The 20,862-nt window shown below is 44.4% G+C and carries 17 protein-coding genes; 3 read left to right on the plus strand and 14 right to left on the minus strand.

Annotated elements, in window-relative coordinates:
* Nucleotides 1-3: 3 nt before the first annotated feature.
* The 3 genes from D4T97_RS10285 to D4T97_RS10295 all read right to left on the minus strand — a co-directional run bounded on the left by D4T97_RS10285 (nucleotide 4) and on the right by D4T97_RS10295 (nucleotide 4,436).
* Complete coding sequence (locus tag D4T97_RS10285; RefSeq protein WP_126050362.1) at nucleotides 4-1,026, minus strand: alpha-ketoacid dehydrogenase subunit beta; 1,023 nt, start codon at nucleotides 1,024-1,026, stop codon at nucleotides 4-6.
* A 60-nt stretch (nucleotides 1,027-1,086) separates the two neighbouring features.
* Nucleotides 1,087-2,070 (minus strand): thiamine pyrophosphate-dependent dehydrogenase E1 component subunit alpha, encoded by a 984-nt coding sequence (locus D4T97_RS10290; RefSeq protein ID WP_126050364.1) that lies wholly within the window; start codon nucleotides 2,068-2,070, stop codon nucleotides 1,087-1,089.
* Nucleotides 2,071-2,510: 440 nt separating this feature from the next.
* Nucleotides 2,511-4,436 (minus strand): sigma-54-dependent Fis family transcriptional regulator, encoded by a 1,926-nt coding sequence (locus D4T97_RS10295; protein WP_126050366.1) that lies wholly within the window; start codon nucleotides 4,434-4,436, stop codon nucleotides 2,511-2,513.
* Nucleotides 4,437-4,705: 269 nt separating this feature from the next.
* Between D4T97_RS10295 and D4T97_RS10300 the strand changes: the two genes are divergently transcribed.
* From D4T97_RS10300 to splB, 3 genes are all read left to right on the plus strand, one after another.
* Nucleotides 4,706-5,317: a superoxide dismutase family protein gene (locus D4T97_RS10300; protein WP_164525531.1), complete on the plus strand. Its 612-nt coding sequence runs from the start codon at nucleotides 4,706-4,708 to the stop codon at nucleotides 5,315-5,317.
* Between the two features lie 156 nt (nucleotides 5,318-5,473).
* Nucleotides 5,474-5,719: a transcriptional regulator SplA domain-containing protein gene (locus D4T97_RS10305; RefSeq protein WP_126050370.1), complete on the plus strand. Its 246-nt coding sequence runs from the start codon at nucleotides 5,474-5,476 to the stop codon at nucleotides 5,717-5,719.
* Nucleotides 5,720-5,734: 15 nt separating this feature from the next.
* Nucleotides 5,735-6,763 carry a spore photoproduct lyase gene (gene splB / locus D4T97_RS10310; protein WP_126050372.1) on the plus strand — a complete coding sequence of 343 codons (1,029 nt, stop codon included), beginning with the start codon at nucleotides 5,735-5,737 and terminating at the stop codon, nucleotides 6,761-6,763.
* Between the two features lie 186 nt (nucleotides 6,764-6,949).
* Here the strand turns inward: splB and D4T97_RS10315 are convergent, their stop codons facing one another.
* The 11 genes from D4T97_RS10315 to D4T97_RS10360 all read right to left on the minus strand — a co-directional run bounded on the left by D4T97_RS10315 (nucleotide 6,950) and on the right by D4T97_RS10360 (nucleotide 20,620).
* Complete coding sequence (locus D4T97_RS10315; protein WP_126050374.1) at nucleotides 6,950-8,437, minus strand: sodium:solute symporter family protein; 1,488 nt, start codon at nucleotides 8,435-8,437, stop codon at nucleotides 6,950-6,952.
* On the minus strand, nucleotides 8,434-8,634 hold the full coding sequence (locus D4T97_RS10320) for a DUF3311 domain-containing protein (protein WP_126050376.1): 201 nt from the start codon (nucleotides 8,632-8,634) through the stop codon (nucleotides 8,434-8,436). The genes D4T97_RS10315 and D4T97_RS10320 overlap by 4 nt, the downstream gene beginning before the upstream one ends.
* Before the next feature lie 641 nt (nucleotides 8,635-9,275).
* Entirely contained in the window at nucleotides 9,276-9,452 is a 177-nt protein-coding gene (locus tag D4T97_RS20500; protein WP_164525532.1) for a hypothetical protein, read from the minus strand.
* A 15-nt stretch (nucleotides 9,453-9,467) separates the two neighbouring features.
* Complete coding sequence (locus tag D4T97_RS10325; RefSeq protein ID WP_126050378.1) at nucleotides 9,468-10,940, minus strand: aldehyde dehydrogenase family protein; 1,473 nt, start codon at nucleotides 10,938-10,940, stop codon at nucleotides 9,468-9,470.
* 214 nt (nucleotides 10,941-11,154) lie between these two features.
* The gene (locus tag D4T97_RS10330; protein ID WP_126050380.1) at nucleotides 11,155-12,825 is read right to left on the minus strand and encodes a thiamine pyrophosphate-binding protein; all 1,671 of its coding nucleotides are present in this window, start codon (nucleotides 12,823-12,825) and stop codon (nucleotides 11,155-11,157) included.
* Between the two features lie 282 nt (nucleotides 12,826-13,107).
* A complete protein-coding gene (locus D4T97_RS10335) occupies nucleotides 13,108-14,157 on the minus strand; it encodes an aromatic ring-hydroxylating oxygenase subunit alpha (protein WP_126050382.1) in 1,050 nt (349 codons plus the stop codon).
* 706 nt (nucleotides 14,158-14,863) lie between these two features.
* Nucleotides 14,864-16,282, minus strand: coding sequence for an amino acid permease (locus tag D4T97_RS10340; protein WP_126050384.1), 1,419 nt, complete (start codon nucleotides 16,280-16,282; stop codon nucleotides 14,864-14,866).
* A 125-nt stretch (nucleotides 16,283-16,407) separates the two neighbouring features.
* Nucleotides 16,408-17,583, minus strand: coding sequence for a Glu/Leu/Phe/Val family dehydrogenase (locus tag D4T97_RS10345; protein ID WP_126050386.1), 1,176 nt, complete (start codon nucleotides 17,581-17,583; stop codon nucleotides 16,408-16,410).
* 132 nt (nucleotides 17,584-17,715) lie between these two features.
* The gene (locus tag D4T97_RS10350; protein WP_126050388.1) at nucleotides 17,716-18,759 is read right to left on the minus strand and encodes an aromatic ring-hydroxylating oxygenase subunit alpha; all 1,044 of its coding nucleotides are present in this window, start codon (nucleotides 18,757-18,759) and stop codon (nucleotides 17,716-17,718) included.
* 586 nt (nucleotides 18,760-19,345) lie between these two features.
* A complete protein-coding gene (locus D4T97_RS10355) occupies nucleotides 19,346-19,591 on the minus strand; it encodes a ferredoxin (RefSeq protein WP_126050390.1) in 246 nt (81 codons plus the stop codon).
* A gap of 15 nt (nucleotides 19,592-19,606) precedes the next feature.
* Entirely contained in the window at nucleotides 19,607-20,620 is a 1,014-nt protein-coding gene (locus D4T97_RS10360) for an NAD(P)/FAD-dependent oxidoreductase (protein WP_126050392.1), read from the minus strand.
* Between the last annotated feature and the right edge of the window lie 242 nt (nucleotides 20,621-20,862).

Consider the following 20,862-nt stretch of genomic DNA (forward strand, 5'->3'; position numbering starts at 1 on the left):
CAATCAATAGGTTTCCATTAATTCTTTTACCGTTTTAAAAATAGTGTCAGGACCAGGGATGACAAAGTCTTCAAGCGGATCGCTGTAAGGAATCGGTACGTCAGGGATAGCGAGTCGCCTGACCGGCGCTTCCAGCTCGTATAAAGCTTCCTCTGCGATAATCGCTGAGATTTCGGCTGTCATTCCATAAGAAAGATAATCTTCATCAACAACGACGAGTCGGTGTGTCTTTTTAACGGACTTAATGATGGTATCCTTGTCAATCGGCTTCAAAGAACGCAAGTCAATGACTTCCGCCTCAATGCCTTCTTTGGCCAACTTTTCAGCCGCCTGAACCGCATAATGTGTCATCATCTGAACCCCGACGATCGTCACGTCCCTGCCTTCACGGACAACCTTCGCCTTGTCGAGCGGCACTGTGTAGGCGTCCTTAGGTACATCTCCGACCGACTCATCCAGTTGATCCATCCAGCCTAGTCCCTGCAGTGATTTATGAAACATGAAAAACACCGGATTGTCGTCACGGATGGCAGATGTCATCATGCCTTTTAAGTCATACGGCGTCGACGGAGCCACTACTTTCAGTCCGGGCATATGTGCGAAAGTGGCGTAAAGTGTTTGCGAGTGCTGCGCCGCATCGTTGTAGCCGCCGCCTACAGCGGTCATCAACACCATCGGAAGCTTGACGCTGCCGCCGGACATATACTGGATTTTCGCCATATGGTTGTAGATCTGGTCCATACATACGCCAAAAAAATCGACAAACATCAGCTCAGCAATGGGACGCATTCCCTCAGCTGCTGCTCCGATCGCCGCACCAATGATGGCCGTTTCCGAAATCGGGGTATCAATCACTCGTTCCGCTCCAAATTTGTCGAGAAGACCCTCTGTCGATCCAAAAATCCCGCCGTATTTTCCGACGTCTTCCCCAAGAACGAATACATCTTTGTTATTTTCCATTTCTAAAGCGATTGCCTCGGCCATGGCTTTATTTCCGGTCAACAATCTTTTTTTCGTTGTTTCCATCAATCTTTCTCCTTTCGCGTGGGAGGTGCCTGTCACTCCCCGAATTTTGTTAAATTGCGTTTAATTAAACATGTCCGCAAGCGCCGCTTCCGGCTTAGGCAGCTCGCTCTCCCTTGCAAAGCTGTACGCAGCGTCAACTTCCGCTTTGACTTTCGTTTCTATTTCCTCCACTTCGGATTCATCCACGCCGTATTCGTCGATCATAAGCTTTCTAACCCGTAAAATTGGATCCCGCTCCCTTAAAGACGATACTTCTCCTTTTTCTCGATACAACTCCGGATCACCCTGGAAGTGGCCTTGATACCTGAATGTCTCAATCTCAATGATCGTCGGCCCCTCGCCATTCCGTGCTCTTTTAACTGCGGCTTCGGAAACCTTATACATCTCGATCGGATCGTTATCTTTTACTATTACGCCTTCAATTCCGTAGGCTGCCGCCCTCTGATCGTTTGATTCAATGGCGGTCGAAGCAGTTTTCGGAACAGAGATTCCGTAGGCATTGTCCTCCACAACTAAGATCAACGGCAATTTCCAAAGTGCCGCCATGTTGAGCGTTTCATGAAAAGCTCCCGAATTCGCAGCCCCTTCTCCGAGGAAAGCAACCGCAACCCAATCTTGGCCCTTCATTTTTGCAGCAAGCGCCGCGCCTGCTGCCTGCGGAATTCCCGCTCCGACAATCCCGCTGCACGAAAATTTCACATTCGGATCAAACAGGTGCATGTGTCCGCCTTTACCTTTCGAGAGCCCCGTTTCCTTCCCAAAGATTTCAGCCGTCATCCGATTCAAGTCAACACCTTTAGCAATCGCATGATGATGCGGGCGATGAGGAGACGTCACCGTGTCATCTTTCGTCAGATGGGCACAAATCACTGCAGCGGGCTCCTGTCCCGTCGCCAAGTGCATCTCGCCCGGAACTGTTCCTGCCCCAATATTAAAAACAGGAGTCTTGCCTTCCAAATACACTTCAGCCATTTGATCCTCGTAATAACGGCTTTTCGCCATCATTTCATGCATCCACTTCAGCTTGTCCAAAGGTACCGTCATATTAGCTCCTCCCTTTTTTAAAAAGTCTAATAATCATAGAAAGCAAGTTTTATTCCAACTTTTAACCCTTGAATTCATCAATTTTTTGTAAAAAAGATGTCCCGTTTTGGTACAAGGTGTCCTTTTACGGGCGGGACACTGTTCCAAAACGGGACAGTTGTTACAAGGCTTAATTCGAATTATGCATTTCGTGTGGCATTTGGTGTCAAAAATAAAGATGTGTTTGTTTTTAAACCGTTCTGCAAATGCGGTGGTGTCTCCCAAACCAGGTGTTGCCTAAAAAGAAGCCCGCCACCAATTTCCGGTTAGCATTTCGACCATCCCACTCCCAAAAAAGAAGCCCCAACCAAATGGGGCACGATTCTGCTTAATCTCTAAGTTTTTCCTGATTGTGAGTATGGCAGAACCCATCAACGGCTGATTTCTCGGGTCCCCCAATTCTACCTAACCCCGTACCTCTCCATCTGTCTGTACAACGTACTGCGCGATATCCCTAAGTGCCGCGCCGCCCGGCTGTAATTCCCCTTGAACATTTCAATCGATTGGACCAGTGCCTGCTTTTTGATTTCATCTTTTACCGGCAAGCCTTTCTCGGCCGCCGTGAAAAATCCACCAAACAAATCCTCAGGCAAATCTTTCGGACACAGCTTGTTCCCCGTGCCTTTTACGATTGCCCGCTCCAATATATTTTGCAGCTCTCGCACATTTCCCGGCCATTCATATCGTTGAAGGGACTCGTAAAAATCAGGCTTCACTTCTAATGGAGCCTTACCGAACCGCATGGCCAGTTTTTCAATAAAATATTTTGCCAGACGTGGAATATCGTCTGGCCGCTCCCGTAACGGAGGTAACGTGACAGGGATGACATTCAGCCTGAAAAACAAATCTTCCCGAAAGCTTCCTTTTTTCACTTCTTCTCGCAGGTTTTTATTCGTCGCTGCAATGATTCTGACATTGACAGGGACAATTTTATGTCCCCCAATTCTCACAACCTCTTTATCCTGCAAAACTCTTAAAAGCAGGACCTGCATTTCCAGTGACATTTCCCCAATTTCATCCAAAAAAATGGTTCCGCCCTCTGCCAGTTCAAACTTGCCCGGTGTTCCTCCGCGCCTTGCACCCGTAAAAGCGCCGTCCTCATATCCAAAAAGCTCACTTCCAAGCAAATCGCGCGGTACCCCGCCACAGTTTATCGCAATAAACGGCTTATAGCGCCGATCGCTTTCATTGTGAATGGCCTGTGCAAAAATGTCCTTCCCTGTCCCGCTCTCTCCTGTCAATAATACGTTAGAATCCGAACTTGCCGCTGCAATTGCTTCCAGCTTCACCTTTCTGACTTTTTCACTCTCACCGACAATATCACGAAACGTCACCTTTGCCTGATTACCAGAAAACTTATTGATCATCTGTCTCACTTTATGTATTTCTTTAATCGTGAGCAGCTTGCCGATTTTCTTTTTGTTTTGGAAAATCCCCTTGGATGTAATCAGCACCTGCACCTGCCGCTGGCTGCCGGTTACTTTTAACTTCGTTTCCCGATCCAAAATATTCACCCTGGAAGAACTGATTTCTTGAAAAAGCTCGTTGTCAAAAATCTCACGAATGTTCTTGCCCACAAGCTCATGCTCTTTTTTTCCGATAATCCTGTGCAATATTTCATTCGTTTTTAAAATTTCCCCTGCCGTATCTACGATAATCATGCCTTCTGACAAAGTATCCGTCGTTGCCTCCAGCAAACTTTTCATGACGGCATTTCCCCGTGTCTTTTCAATGATCTGCAACTGTTTTTCAATCGCAGCCGCTGTCGATACGACCATCCCTAACGTATGCGGATGCACCTTTTCCCCTGGACCGGACATATTTAAAATGCCGATAATTTCCCCTGCTGAATCATGGATGGGTGCCGCTGAACAAGTCCATGGATGGCAGGCCTCGGTATAATGCTCAGATGCCCATACCTGAATGGGCTTGTCCAGCGCAATGCAAGTCCCGATCGCATTGGCACCCATCGCTTCCTCGCTCCATAATGCCCCTTCAACAAAACTGATATTCTTCGCCTGTTCAAGAGTCTCTTCGTCGCCCATCGCCTCCATCAGAAACCCCTTTTCGTCGCAAAGGATGACAAGGAATCCGGAGCCCTTCACAAAAAAATAAAGGTTTTCCATCAATGGAAGCGAAATGTGCAGAAGCTCCTTCTTTTTCTTACGCAGATCCTCTAATTCTGCGGGTAAAAGCATTTTCGTTCCGCTTTGGACGTGCGGATTAACACCATATTGTTTTGAACGGAGCCAGGCCTCCTGTATTTCTTGTTTTACCGATTCATTGAGATGTCCCCGATATACAAAATCCTCCCATAACTCCCGCATCACCTTTTTGTCTATCAAGCGCGTTCACCCCAACTCAAATGGATTACCCTCTATTATATAGAGAATTATGGGAAAATTGAAGGAATTCATTTGATATGTTAAAAGAGAAGTGTAGAAAGGCTTACCAAAGCGTTCCTACTACTCAACCAGTTATAATTTTAGCCCTATGACGTAGGATGCGTTTTATATAATCTGCGGGGTAAATAATGGAATTAATGTTTTTTACTGGTAAAATAAGGTATCCATAGAAAAAGAGAGGAGAATGAATGATGAGTACACGCTATTTCACACTGATACTGCTCTTAGGGATTTTGCTCGCCGGTTGTGCAGGTGCCGGAAACCAGGAGGCGAATAAGGAAGAAACCTCTGAAAAAGCAAGCAATGCAGAGACGGACGCTAAACCGCAAGCGGAGACAATATTGAAAGATACGGAAGATAACAACATCGGCACGGTCAGTTTTTTTGAAAATGGAGACCAGATTCAAATCGAGGCTGACATAAAGGGACTCACTCCTGGACATCACGGATTTCATCTTCATGAAAACGGCGTCTGTGAAGCTGATGCACCGGACGGGCCATTCACAACAGCTGGAGGACATTTCAATCCGGATGGCAAAGATCATCCCGACCATGCCGGGGACTTGCCTTCCCTATATGTCAATGAGGATGGACAAGCTAAATATTCAGCGTCATTCGATCGCGTAACTATGAAACAAATGACTGAAGGTCCGCTGGCAGTAGTTATCCATGCGGGACCGGACAACTTTGGAAATATTCCGGAGCGCTACGAGTCGGAAGGAAAGACTGGCCCAGACAAGGAAACAGTAAAAGCTGGCGATGCCGGCGACAGGCAGGCGTGCGGAGTCATTACAACTAATTAATGGAAAAGGCCCTTTCTTTGGAAAAGGGGCCTTTTTCTTTGTCAATCTTTAGGGTACGGAAAGGAAAGCTGCAAATATTGCCCCCAATTGTTTTTCATCATCGCGTATTTTATACAATATTCATGGCACGCTAAGCGTAAAAAGGAGCGTGTCACCGTGGAAATTTTCGAACCATCTTATGCACCTGGAGATATCGTCTATGTTTTATACCGCAACCCCCATACACAAAACGTTGCCATGATTCAAGAAGCCGCAGTGGTCAATGATCCGGACCGTCCAGGGCAGTTTGCCGTTTTTCTTTATGAAACTTATTATCCCTTGACGGATGAAATGGCGGTGTACCGTACTGCGGATGAAGCGGAAGCTGCCTACAATTATTATTTCGGAGCAGTAGACGACTGAAAAGGAGATGTGATCATGGTTAAACCTTTCATGCCCCAGCTTGTTTATTTTGAGCCAAAAGCGCTGGATTACCCGCTGGGCCAGCAGCTTTTTGAAAAGTTTACTGAACTGGGCAAGGAAATCCGCTACACAACGTCGCATAATCAGGTCCGGAATCTGCCGGGAGAAAATGATTTCCAACGCTATCGAATTGCTAAATCCACGTTGGTCGTAGGACTGCGGAAAACTTTGAAATTCGATACCTCAAAGCCGTCGGCGGAATATGCCATCCCTTTTGCGACCGGCTGCATGGGCCACTGCCATTATTGCTATTTGCAGACAACAATGGGAAGCAAGCCGTATATCCGTACATACGTCAATGTCGATGAAATTTTAGAGGCAGCTCAAAATTATATGGACGAACGGGCGCCTGAAATCACCCGGTTCGAGGCATCCTGTACATCGGATATCGTCGGTATCGACCATCTCACCCATACATTAAAAAGAGCGATCGAATACTTTGGCCAGACTGATTTGGGCAGATTGCGGTTCGTCACCAAATTCAGCCATGTCGACCATTTGCTCGATGCCAAGCATAACGGCCGCACCCGCTTTAGGTTCAGCATGAATGCCGATTATGTCATCAAGTATTTCGAACCGGGCACCTCAAGGCTCGCGGAGCGGATCGAAGCCGCCGTAAAAGTGGCCCACGCCGGATATCCATTGGGCTTCATCATCGCACCCATCTATCTTTTCGAAGGGTGGCAGGAAGGATATAGAGAGTTGTTTGAGCGCCTGAGCCATGACTTGCCTGATGATACCAAAGGAGATATCACTTTTGAATTGATCCAGCACCGTTTCACAAAACCAGCTAAAAAAGTCATCCAGAAAAACTATCCCATGACCAAGCTAGAGCTGGATGAGGAAAAACGCCGCTATAAGTGGGGCAAGTACGGCATCGGAAAATATATCTACCCTAAAGACGAGGAAGCGGAAATGAAGGAAACGCTGTTTGAATATATCCACACTTACTTTCCAGAGGGGAAGATTGAGTATTTTACGTAAGATTCATAAGCAAAATCAAATCAATCGGCGTTGCTCTGTTAAGTAATACAGAGCAACGCCGAGTCCAATATTAGTAATAGTTTTTTAAAATTACCCTTTATCAATAAAAGCCGGCCCTTACGGGCCAGCTTCCCTTTCAAAAGTTTACACGGAACATTCGTAGTTCCGCTCTCTTGTTCACACTTTTCAATTTGCCTTCCTGTGATGGAGATCCGGACCTTCCACATACTCGACTTCACTTTTTACACCCTTATTAGTAACTACACCAACTACATATGTGATGACAAAATTTATGATCATAATGAGAAGACCCATATCAAAATCCTTAATGATTGACGGGAAGTTAGGGAATAATGATGCCATCGTTGTATCTGTGACGGTTGAATAAATAACGAGGAACACTCCCACGACCATCCCAACTAAAGCACCGATTTTATTGACCGGGTTCTTTTTCAATAAGCTGAAGAATAACGCCGGGAATAACTGGACGATGATGCTGTAGGCCATAATATAAATCAGGCCAATCAATTTGGATTCATTTAAAGCGAAAAATACAGCAAAGATGACCATGACCGGAACAAGTGCCCGGCTCAATTGTCCGATTTGCTTGTCTGTTGTTTCCGGCTTCCAGACTTTAAATATATTTTTAGATAACAGTGTTGCCGATGACAGTAGGACGATTGAACTTGGAACGAGTGCTGCCAACGCTCCTGCAGCTCCAACTAGGCCCACAAACCATGGCGGAAACGAAGCCTGGGCAAGCTTGAATAGCGACATGTCTGCATCATCCAACCCAGGCACCTGCAAAATGGCGGAAAAACCGATGACGACGGAAAACACAATAATCAGTTGGTATAAGGGCATGCTGGCAGCATTCCACCGTATTGCCTTAGCACTCTTCGATGAAAAGATCCCAGTCTGCATGTGAGGAAATAAGTAAAAAGATATGGCCAACATAATACTTGTACTAACAAACCATGTAATACTCAATCCCTCAGCTGGGAAAAGCAGCATCTCCGGGTGTACATTTTCGATCGCCTTGAACATGGGCTCGAACCCTCCGTAGTAATGGAAGGGGAAATAAAAGCCCATAAAAACCATGACTCCCAGAAGTAAAATATCCTTCATAATTGCAGTCCATGCGGATCCATGCATACCTGAAACGGTTACATAAATAGTGACGACCACTCCGCTTATGATAATAGCCAACCCAGAGGAAATAGCCCCGTAGGAAGATGACGATACAATGATCCCTAATCCAACAAATTGCATAACGAGATATGAAACCGATGCAATGACGCCAATAACTGCAACAACTACTCCGAGACCGACACTATCATATTTTTTCACATAAAAATCAGATTGCGACAAAACGTTGTTTTTCTTGGCGTATCTCCAGATTGGAGGCAAGAGCCAATAAGCAATGACAAAATAAAAACAGTTAAAGGCGTAAACGGCAGGCATACCAACCCCGTAAGCCATTCCGCTTGCTCCCAAAAAAGTGAATGTCGTAAACATTTCACCGGCAAGAAGGAAAAATATGATAACCGGACCAAAGCTCCTGCCGCCAACAGCCCATTGCTCCATGTCCATATTCTTGCCTTTACGCGCGCGAATTCCTAAATAACAAGCCAACGCCATAATACCGAATGTAATTGCCAATGAAATATTCAAATGTCATCTTCCCCTTCGTTAGCAGTATCGAGAATATTTACGATAAATAAAAACAGGGAAGTTAGAACAACCCACATAAGCAACCAAAATAAAACAAATGGCATGCCAAGCACATAAGGCTCAACCTTATTAACAACAGATAAACTTCCTATGGCCGGAATTAAACTAAAAATGTACAACCAAAATCTCTTTTTCATTCGCTGTGCCTCCTGATCAAATAATACTGTCGCTGCTTTTAAAAGAATTGTGTTAGCAAAAAGATGATTCAATTTTCTAGTCATCCGTTCAGTGGTGCAGCGCTTTCAATTTTAATTTACAGCTGTAAATAACTCGTTCTATATATTGGATAATAATCTAAAGGACACTATGGGAAAGTGATGCAGTCCCTTCTTTTAATGCGCCACGGGTTCTACCCGCATGCTCCTGAACGTACGGAGTTTAACTAAATTTAGATTCCATTAATCGCCTCTTCCTCTTTTTCAAAAAATAAAATACTCGCATATTTATTAATAATGCAAGAATGATACCAACTTTCACATATTAAAAACCTTATAGGTAGTGGGTTTTTACAGAGAGAAGCGAGTGCAAATATGCTCACAGAGTGCATTTGAACTCATTTGCCAGGATCATCTTTGCCTAAGACTGATTGGCTATGCTGTTATGCGCGGGTTGGAGCGATTATAAGAGAGTTGGAGCTTTTATAAGAAGGTTGAAGCTTTTATAAGAAGGTTGGAGCTTTTATAAGAAGGTTGGAGCTTTTATAAGAAGGTTGGAGCTTTTATAAGAAGGTTGGAGCTTTTATAAGAAGGTTGGAGCTTTTATAAGAAGGTTGGAGCTTTTATAAGAAGGTTGGAGCTTTTATAAGAAGGTTGGAGCTTTTATAAGAAGGTTGGAGCGACCGGGCAGACCAAGCCTCCCCTAGGCGCTCCGCCGCCGCACTTTGCGGACTGTTCGCACCGACCGAATCCGAACCACGCCACCGTTCTCCACCAACAACAACAAAAGCCGGCCCCAACGGGCCGGCCTCCTATCAATCAAAAAATTGAATCGGTTTAGGATCCAGGTTGATATTGATTTGTTTTGTTTCTTGATATTCTTCCAATGCGTTCGTGCTGACGCTTCGCCCGATACCGCTCGTTTTGTAGCCCCCCCACGGAGCCTGCACATTCGTCAAGTGGTACGCGTTCACCCATGTGATTCCCGCACGCACTTTCTTAATGACACGCATTGCTTTGTTATGGTCTTTAGAAAAGACAGCGCCCGCAAGTCCGAACTCTGTATCATTCGCAATCCGGATAGCTTCTTCTTCATCTTTGAATTTTTGGATGACTACGACTGGACCGAAGATTTCTTCTCGGACAATTCGCATATCGCTCGTTACGTTTGTGAATACAGTCGGCTCAATAAAGAAGCCTTTTTCCATACCGTCCCGCTCGATCCGGGTGCCGCCCAATGCGAGGTTCGCACCTTCTTCTTTTCCAATCTGGATATACTCAAGGATGCTCTCCATGTGTTTTTCACTTACGATGGCACCCATTTGTGCTCCTTCGGCATTTCCTGGACCAACTTTGATACCTTTCGCCCTTGCCACATATTTTTCAACAAATTCGTCGTAGACGCTTTCTTGGACAAGAACCCTGCTTCCTGAGGAACAGACTTGGCCTGATCCCATAAAAATTCCAAACAATGCGTAGTCTACTGCTGTTTCAAGATCGGCATCCTCAAAAATGATATTCGGAGATTTTCCTCCCAGTTCAAGGTTCACCTTTTTCAGATTGCCTGTTGCCGCCTGCATGATGCCTCGCCCAACACCTGTGCTTCCTGTAAAAGAAACAACGTCCACATCATGGCTTTCCGCAATCGTTTGGCCAACAACTGAACCGGATCCCATCAACAGATTGGCCACGCCTTTTGGCAAATCGGACTCGTGTATCAATTCAAACACTTTGACAGCTGTCATTGGTGTAATTTCAGCCGGTTTCAACACAATTGAATTTCCCGTTGCCAACGCCGGAGCAATTTTCCAGACACTCATTAATAGCGGGAAGTTCCAAGGAACGATTAACCCTGCAACCCCCATCGGCTCTTTGACAATCATCGTCTGCATATCTTCCGATGCTTCGTACGTCACGCCATTCGGGTTATTAAGCAGCGCCGCGTAGTAGCGGAAGGTGTTAACCGACTCTTCCGCATCGGAAAGCGCCTCTCTTTTCGTCTTGCCGTTGTTCATTGTTTCGAGATCAGCGAGTTCCTCAAGATTCTCTTCCATTTTATCAGCGATTTGCAGTAAAACTTTTGCTCTTTCCTGAGGTGTGCGTCCAGCCCAGACGCCGCTTTCAAAAGCAGCTTTTGCAACCTTGATTGCCTCTACAGTCTCTTCTTTTGTTGCTCTCGGGGCTTTGGCAATGACTTCCTGGTTGGCAGGATTTAGGATGTCCTGCGTTTCCGGGTTGCTTGAATCCACCCATTCCCCATTGATGTACAATTTCAATTCCTTTGTCATAACCTTGATGCCTCCCCGTTTTGCAGCTGATTTAACTTCATTTTGTAAAAGTTCCACTTGTAACTCCGCATTAGATTCTCATGTTGTTTTTTAAAACCATAACACAAACCGGCAGCCATACAACGGATTCACCCCCACGTACGGCCGCCAAACATGATGTTTTTTTAAAAAAAGCGGTTCTTATCTGTTATGAGATTTGCCCGTACTTTTCGTATTAGTTGTGTGGACGGAAAGAACGGATATATTCATCGGAATCTTGATAATGAAGGATTCCAATTGCTTCTACATCTACAACAACCATGTAAGGCTTTTTGCTTTCAAGCGCATTGGCCAAACCTTTTTCAAACTCTTCAACAGTTGTTACTTTTTCAGAGTCAAAGCCCATCGATTTTGCCATCATGACGAAGTCAGGATTTACCAAATCAACAGCTGTTTGTCTGCCGTAGGCTGCTTCTTGGTAATATTTTAAGATTCCGTAGCCGCCATCGTCGAACAATAGGACAACGATCGGCGCATTTTCTTGAACGGCAGTGATCATCTCACCTGCATTTACCATGAAGCCACCGTCACCAGCAACGAGAACAACAGGTTTTTCCGGTTGGCCGACTTTCGCACCAATGGCCATTGGCAAGCCCTGTCCAATACCGCCGCCAGTCATGTAAAGGTAATTCCTTGGCTCGTGAACGTCGACCAATTTGTTTGCCCATGTGTATCCAGGGATAGTCACGTCAGTTAATAAAATTGTATTCTCTGGAAACTGCTCGTTCATGATTGCCGCAAGGTCTCCGTATGGCTCGATCGTGCTGCAAAGGTCATCGCGAACGCCTTCGCGGACAGCTTTTACTTCCTCCGCATAAGCTGCATCAGGAGTGATTTCCTTGTCAGCCAACGCTTTGTTGATTTCTTTTAAAACTGCATTCGCATCGCCGACCAAGCCGTAAAGCGTATCGAAGTTACGGTTGAACGCATTAGGGTTCAAGTCGATATTGATGTGATTTGCAGGTACCGGAGATGTCCAGCCATTTGTTTCTCCGCCACGGAAACGGACGCCGATGCTAATAAGCAAATCAGACTTGCTCAAAAGCTCCTCAAAGCGAGGGAACCACGCAAAGTTTCCGATGCAAAGCGGATGCTCTTCAGGGATAGCACCTTTTGCTGATTCACTTGTAACAACTGCAGGTTGGATTTTCTCAACCAAAGCCAAGAGTTCTTCAGATGCGCCTGAATGAATCACTCCATCTCCTGCCCAAATAACCGGTCTTTTTGCAGCTGCAATTTTTTCAATCACTTCTGCCGGAAGGGTGATTTTCACTTCGGTATCTTGTTCAGCTTGAACTGCAACCAAGTTGTTTTTCGGAATGATCATCGCTTGGAAATTCGTTGGAATGGAAACAGTGACCGGTCCTGTCGGAACAGTCTTCGCTTCTTTAATCGCTTTTTGCATAAATGGCGTGATCAATTTCGGGCGCTTCAAAAGATAAGCGGCTTTATTTGCACCTTCCATCATTTTCAACTGGTCCCTACATTCGTGGATGTAACGCTGATCTGTTCCAATGTAATCGGAATCTGCCTCACCTGTAATATGAAGAAGCGGCGTGCCGGAATTCCATGTTTCAGTCAATGACCCTGCGCCATTTCCTGCACCTGCTCCAGTACTTGTCAAAACTACGCCGATCTTGCCAGTTGCACGGGCGTACGCATCAGCCATATTGACCGCACCGCTTTCACCCCGGGCAGTGGCCATGCGGATTCTTCCATCGCGAAGCATCGCATCATAGATTGGCATATTATGGATACTCACGATTCCAAAAATGACCTCGACGCCCTCCGCAACCAATTCTTCTACGATCGCATCTGCAACTGTATATTCTGTATGTTTACTCATTGTAAGTCCTCCCTGAAGTCTTTAATTTCTATAGTAAAAATGCTCTCCTAAAATAGGAGATTATCTTTCATCTAAGTGTTTTCTTGTTGTCACCGGGTTTTTGATTGTACGCGGGTATTTCCAGTTATCCACGGGTATCCTGCATATTTTTCTAAAAAGCACCCAAAACCCCCTGAAAATTCAATAGCCCGAGTCCCACACTATCATATATTTTCATAAAATGGGAAACGTTGAGCGAGCAGAAACTCCTTCCGCCCGCCTAATCTATATGGAACCCCTTTTTCAAACGTCCTTCATTTCTTCCCGGTAGCGCTCGTGGAAATACTTGATTGCATATTCCTTCGGCGAATAGACGCCGCGGTCAAATGCTTTTGTGTTAAAGCCTTCTTGTAAATATTCCACCAAACCGAAGTCCTCTTCCCTAACCTGATCCACGAAACGGATGAGCTCTTCCTGTTCTTCAGTAATATGCTCATCTTTAAAATAATAACTGTAAATGGCCAATGATTTGTCTGGAGCGAGCGGCAAGATTTGACTTGTCGTCATATTTCCATCCTCACCAGGATAAATACTGATCATCAGGTTCGGCCATACCCAATAAAAATTGGCATGCTCTTCCTGTTCCTCGTCTGCTTTTTTGGTCATCTTGGAATATTGGCAGGAAAAATTATCATGAAGATCGATATGATAGTTTTTCATATCAAACGTTTTTGAAAACTCCGGATGCGCAATCTTGCAGTGGTCGCACTCCAAATAATTGTCAACGATCGCTTTCCAGTTAGCGTCGATGACCCGTTCCGTAACCCGGATTTTTTTCAAAGAATCAAGGAAAGTGTACTTCTCCAGGCTTTCCATCAATTCCCCATACGATTCCGCCATGGGCTTAGCATCCGGATTCAAATTTATGAAAATCATACCTTTAAAAATTTCAAGACTCACTTTCGTCATGCAGCTATGCTTGCCAAGTTCATTCGAAGGAAAGTTCGGAGCTTTATTCAGCTTGCCGTCCAACTGGAACGTCCAGCCGTGATATTGGCACATGAAAACCCTTTTATTTCCGGATGCACTTTTCTCCACTTTCGAACCACGGTGAGGACAAATATTATAAAAGGCATTGATTTCATTGTTTTTATCCTTGCTGATAATCAAAGGCTGGTCTGCAATATCAAATGTGAAGAAGTCTCCAACATTTTCAACCTGACTTGTGTGGCCGGCCAAAACCCAGCTGTTATAGAAGATTTTTTTCTTTTCCTCTGCAAAAACAACAGAATCGACATAGCGATTGTATGGAAGCGTATATTCCAAAGAATGTTCGGTTTCTGCTTGACTCATGATGCCCTTCTCCTTTCTAACAACCATACTTTAATACTTCTAGATTATTTAAATGCAATTTCCATGCCAACCTTCAGTGTTGCCAGAAAGTGATAACTGCGGGCTTTAATAAAATGTATGAGTTTAATTATACTCACATGGTGAGTTTTAAAACTCACTTGTGCGTTTCATGGTATAGTTTGCTTGTCAGGTAAACCCCTTCGTATAAGGACCATAGATTCTTCACATTTGCTCCTCGTTTTGAAAAATACTTGCCCAGTTACGGAAGTACCCTCCAATTTTAATAAATACTCGTCTAGTTTTGGAAGTACTCTCTTGTTTTCATAAATACTTTTCAATTTAAGAAATTACTATCCGATTTTCATAAACACTCGTCATCTTAAAGGAATACTCTCCAATTTTCATAAATACTCTTCTACTTAAAGAGTTACTATCCGATTTCCATAAATACTCGCTAACTTAATGAAATACTCTCTAACTTTTAAAAATACTCACCAGATTTCAAAGTCACACGCCAACTCAAGGATTTACTCTCTGATTTCTCCAATAACATGAAAAACAGCTAACTTTCGGGCCACCCATTTTCTCATCCGCTCGAACATAGAGCTGCATGAGCCTCTCCAAATATCATGCAAAACAGCCGACCCCCAGGCCGGCTGTTTCCACAATACGTTCGCAAAAAATTACCAAAGATAACGCTCTCTTCTTATTGAACTACTTTTTCAGGCTGTTCATCCGTCAGAGGAGGTGCTCCAGCCTTATTTTTACCAAATTTAAAATGGTAGAAGATGTAACATGCGACCACGAATCCGAACCCGATATAAAGTGATGTCCGCTGTGTCGGATCGAAGGCAGTGAATACAACAATACCTACACACATGATCAGACAAAGAATTGGGACAAGCGGGAAGAATGGGACTTTGAATTTCAGATCTTCCAATTTTCCACCGCCGGTAATATACTGCTTGCGGAATTTATACTGTGCCCATGCAATTGCCATCCATGTGACAACTCCGCCCACACCACTGATCGCCAGCAGGACGACAAACAATGTTTCTTCTGCGATGACACTTGTTAACAGAGAAAGCAGAGCAAATGCCAGAGTGACTAACAGCGCATTCATCGGTACACCGCGCTTGTTCACTGTTCCGAATACACGAGGTGCCTGTCCGCTTTGTGATAGTGAAAATAGGATTCTCGTACAAGCGAACAAACCTGTATTCCCTACGGAAAGAATAGCTGTCAAGATTACAAAGTTCATAATATCAGCTGCATATGGAATACCGATCATATCGAATACGGTTACAAACGGGCTTTCAAGCACTCCCGCTTCTTTCCACGGAACGATTGCCGATAGTACAAAAGTTGCCAATACATAGAAAACTAAAATTCGGATGATGATGCTTCGGATTGCCTTTGGTATATTTTTTTCAGGCTCTTCTGTCTCACCTGCTGCAACACCCATGATTTCCGACCCCATGAATGCATAGACGACGGTCATCATGGAGATGAATACACCCATGAATCCTGTTGGAAATAATCCATCACTGAAAAAGTTCGATAGGAACGGTGCGGTTTCACCTTTTATCGGAACAACTCCAAAAATCGCCGCTCCTCCTATGACGATGAAAAAGAGTACTGCAACAACTTTAATTGCTGAAAACCAATATTCCGTTTCAGCAAAGCTTCGTGTAGTCAAAGCGTTGATCCCGAATAATAGCAACGCAAAAATTGCACACCATATCCAGACTGGCACATCTGGGAACCATCTGGCCATAAGCAGACCAGCCGCGATAAATTCAAGTCCTACATAAATCGCCCAGCTCAACCAGTAAGTCCAGCCGATCATAAATCCTGTCGCAGGACCGATAAACTTCTCCGCATGAGCCTGGAACGAACCGGATACAGGCATGATGACCGACAATTCTCCAAGACAGACCATGACAAGGTACATGAGCAGGCCACCGAATAAATAAGCGGAGATGGCCCCTGCCGGACCCGCTTCACCGATTGCATATCCTGATCCCAGGAAAAGCCCTGTTCCGATAACTCCCCCGATCGAGAGCATAAATAAATGTCTGCTTTTCATTGAACGTCTTAATTCTTTAGGCTGACTCTCTTGCATTCAATTTCCCCCGTTCTGAATAATAGCGCTTTCTTTTATAAAATACTTTCTAAAGAACAACCAGGCGGCGGACGTCCTAGTAAATCCTCCGCCTGACGCCTGACGTTCACTGAATGACACCGTTCTTACTCGGCGGGAACCGTTGGAATCGGCGCTGTGTATTCTATTAAATCGCTTTTTGCTGGTTTAAAAATTTCATAAGCGACATCTCTTTGATATCTGTTTTGTTCTTTCGCTTCCGAGAACAAGCGGAACACATTTTTCCGGCATAGTCTTTCAATATCATCGATGACAGCTTGCGGCTCAGCCTCTACAAGTCCGAAAATAACCGCATCGTAAGCCCTGATCGCTCCAAGGTTTGAAACAAAATCGTTGACGATATCAATGCCTTTTTCCTTAACGATTTTATCCCCCTCTGCGGAAATTGGAATGTTCGCCGCTTCTACAACCAAGCTCGCATTCACCTTATCTGCATTGGACCCGTTAATGACGTCTTCCAAAGCACAAGGGATTAATATATCACAGTCGACATCGAGCCAATCCGAATTCGGTCTTACTTCATAGTTGGTTTCGAAAAACTCTTGGTCCATCTCACCGTATACATTCTTATGGTCGATGAGCTTTTGGACATCCAGACCGTCTTCGCACGTTACGAGCAAGTTGGCATCTGAAATACCGACAATTTTATAGCCCAGCTGGGACAACTTCAAAGCGCAGCTAGCACCGACACATCCAAAACCTTGTATGACAACTTTGGCACCGGCTTGTCCGTTCTTGAACTTCCAAGCTTCATCCGCTGAAAAGGCAACGCCATACCCAGTCACGACATCGTTTACAAGCAAGCCGTCGATCCTTTTCGTTAACAGATCATCGTAATCCTTGATCCCTTTCAGAACAGCCGGATCCTTTTTCATGGACTGTGTCAAAGGAATATCGACACCGTATTCATGGAAGATTTCTAAGACATGCTCGTACTTTGTGCCCAAATCAGCACCAAGGGAAACCCCATTATCAATATAAGGCATCATTGCGGCCAAGAATCTTTTTAGTACGTCATACGCATCAGGAGCTTTGTAGTCATAAGAAATTCCGGCCTTACAGCCTCCAGTAGTTTCAGACTCACTTGCCACATATTTATAAGCCATCGCTTCAGCAAGTCTTTCGACTTCTTCTTTTGTGACCGATGGATGCATTCTTGTACCGCCGCCTGTATAGCCTTTTACAAAATTATGGACAACCATCCAGCCTTTTGCATCTGTTTCTGTATCATTCCATTCAACAACCAAATGTGGTTTTGTCATTTTGACTCCTCCTAAGCTGTATTACTTTCTATGATGTTCTTCATCTATCCTTTTTGCTTAAATATATATAAATATAGCATGAATTAATGATATATAAGACTCCTTCCATGTAGAAGGAGTCTCGTCAAAGGCTTAATCCACTTTCATTTCCTCTATATAACGCTGATGGAAATATTTGATGGCATATTCTGTCGGAGAATAGATTCCGTGTTCAAATGCCTGTGTATCAAAGCCTTTTTGCAAAAACTCAACGAGATCGAAATCTTCCAGGCGAACCTGGTCAACGAATCTGATCAGCTCTTCCTGCTCCTCAGAAATTTCATCAGATTTAAAATAGTAGCTGTAAATGGCCAGCGATTTATCCGGGGCAAGCGGAATGATCTGGCTTGTCGTCATGTTGCCGTCTTCACCAGGGTAGATGCTTACCATCAAGTTTGGCCATACCCAATAGAAATTCGCATGCTCTTCGCGCTCTTCATCCGATTTGCTGGTCATTTTTGAATATTGACATGAAAAATTGTCGTGAAGATCGATAAAGTAATTTTTCATATCGAAAGTCTTTGCAAATTCAGGGTGCGCAATCTTACAGTGGTCGCACTCCAAGTAGTTGTCAACAACCGCTTTCCAATTCGCGTCAATAACCCTTGTTGTTACACGCACTTTTTTCAAAGAATCGAGGAAATCATACTTCCCCATGTTCTCCATGAGTTCGCCGTACGTTTCCTTCATTGGCTTAGCTTCTGGATCTAGGTTGATGAAGATCATTCCTTTAAAAATCTCCAAGCTTACCTTTGTCATGCAGCTGTGCTTGCCTAGTTCATTCGTTGGAAAGTTAGGTGCCTTATTCAACTTGCCGTCCAGTTGGAACGTCCAGCCGTGGTATTGGCACATGAAAACCCTTTTATTTCCGGACTCACTTTTTTCAACTTTTGATCCCCTATGCGGGCAGATGTTGTAAAAAGCATTAATTTCATTATTCCTGTCCCTGCTGATGATCAAAGGCTGGTCAGCAATATCGAAAGTGAAGAAATCCCCGATATTTTCAACTTGGCTTGTATGGCCGGCCAAAATCCAGCTCTTTTGAAAAATCTCTTTCTTTTCGTTTTCAAAAACTCGTGGGTCGACATAATTTTTATATGGAAGAGTGTATTCCAATGTATGTGTTGTTGTAGCCATTTTAATTAAACTCCCTTCTCATCCAAAACTTCTTGAAATATATTATTGCAATAATCGTACCAACTTTTTAAATAGGCAAAAGCTTGTAGGTATAAGGTTTCACAAAAATGAAAGCGAGTGCATTTGTGTTCACAGAGTGCATTTGCACTCGCTCAGCTTGAATCATCTGTTGTGGACTAGATTCCGAGGCACGTCAATCATGTCCTGGCTGAACTAGACCATAAGCACCCATTTTAGTATTAGTATCTACATCCCGGGTGAACTGCGTATTGGCGCACATCGCGCGATTTCGGTTCATTTATCCAACTTATGCATCATCTCTGCCCAAGTTTGATCATGCTTCGCAATTCTCGGATCAATATTCTGCCCGAGTTGGATCGTATACGGTCAGATTGATCCTACCTATGAAAAATTTAATTCTGTATTTCTCAGATCACATCCCGAACGAACAGGACTTTTGCCCGCTTTGAACTCAGTATTTCATGGTCGTACCCAAGGATCTGATCTCATTCTCTGCCTCTTGGCATATATCCCGGGACAATAGGACCCATTCCCAGTTAACGGTCTCTTTTTAAATTAATTTCACTCAGACAGCTTCATCTTCGACTTCGAACGGTTCTTCTTCCACCTTGATTGAGCTTGTCGGACATTCGTCACGAGCATCCTCCAAATCATCAACCAAATTCTCCGGTACCGGTACAGCGCCGGCATTCATATCCAACAGACTGAATGAGATGCCTTCCTCGTCGTAGTCAAAAATCTCAGGAGCCACTTCCCCGCAAGCTCCGCAGCCGATGCAAGTTTCCTGGTCAACCTTTACAAATAAAGCCATGTTGAAAACTCTCCTTTACACTAATGTTTTATCTTTTTCTTCCATCAAGGTTGTGCTGTGGACTGTCTGCAATTTCGCCGTTGGATCCATATACACCTTAGCGTTGCTCACAGCGATCGGTGCTTCGCCAAATCCAGTGGCAATCAGCTTCACTTTTCCGTCATACGTACAAATATCTCCAACTGCATAAATACCTTCGATGTTCGTCTCCATTTTGGAGTTGACAACGATAGAGTTTTTCTCAATATCCAATTCCCAATCCTTGATTGGTCCAAGAGATGAAATGAATCCGTAAGTTACGATTACGTCGTCCACATCAAGCTCCGTTTGTTCTTCGCCTTTTGCCTGCTGCACAACAACTTTTTCCACTCTGTCGTCTCCAATGAGTTTTACAGGTACGTACGGTGTTAAAATTTCCACCTTTGATTGCTGTAACAATTCGACGCTGTGCTCATGCGCGCGGAATTTATCGCGGCGGTGAACGACCGTCACTTTTTCAGCAATCGGTTCTAGCATCAACGCCCAGTCGACTGCAGAATCCCCGCCACCGAAAATAGCGACCCGCTTGCCTTCAAACTGTGCCAGGTTTTGAACGGAGTAGTGAAGATTCGTCTCCTCGAATTCTTCTTCCCCTTCAATTTTCAGCTTACGCGGCTGGAAAGCACCGTTGCCTGCGGTGATAATGATTGTTTTTGAAAAATGAACTGCCTTATTCGTTACAATTTTGAAATTGCCGTCCGCTTCTTTCACAACGTTTTCAACGGTTTCGCCCAAGCACGTTTCAACTTCGAATTGGTTCATCTGTTCAGTGAGGCTGTCAACGAGTTCCTGCGCCCTCACTTTTGGAAATCCGGCAATGTCATAAATATACTTTTCCGGATAAAGGGCCGACAGCTGCCCGCCCAATTGCGGTAAACTTTCAATGATTTTTACAGAAGCCTGGCGCATACCTGCATAAAAGGCGGTGAACATTCCAGCCGGGCCTCCACCGATAATTGTGATGTCTGTTACTTTATTTTGTTCTGCCATAATAGTAAGAGCCTCCCTTGTTTACTTTTCAAAAAAATTCATCTATATTTATTTAATGCGGGTTTCTTTCCCCCACACATGCCACTCCTTAAGGTCGCGGCAATCTTGATTTGCTCACTATAATCTTATTAATGCAAAAACCATGCCACTTTTATAAAACACACATGGCAACGGCTCGCGATCTTGCAACTAGGCTTGTATCCTTGGTCAGGAGAAGCTCAAAGTAAGATTCAATTGTTACT

Source organism: Siminovitchia acidinfaciens (assembly GCF_003605385.1).
Classification (GTDB): Bacteria; Bacillota; Bacilli; order Bacillales; family Bacillaceae_C; genus Siminovitchia; species Siminovitchia acidinfaciens.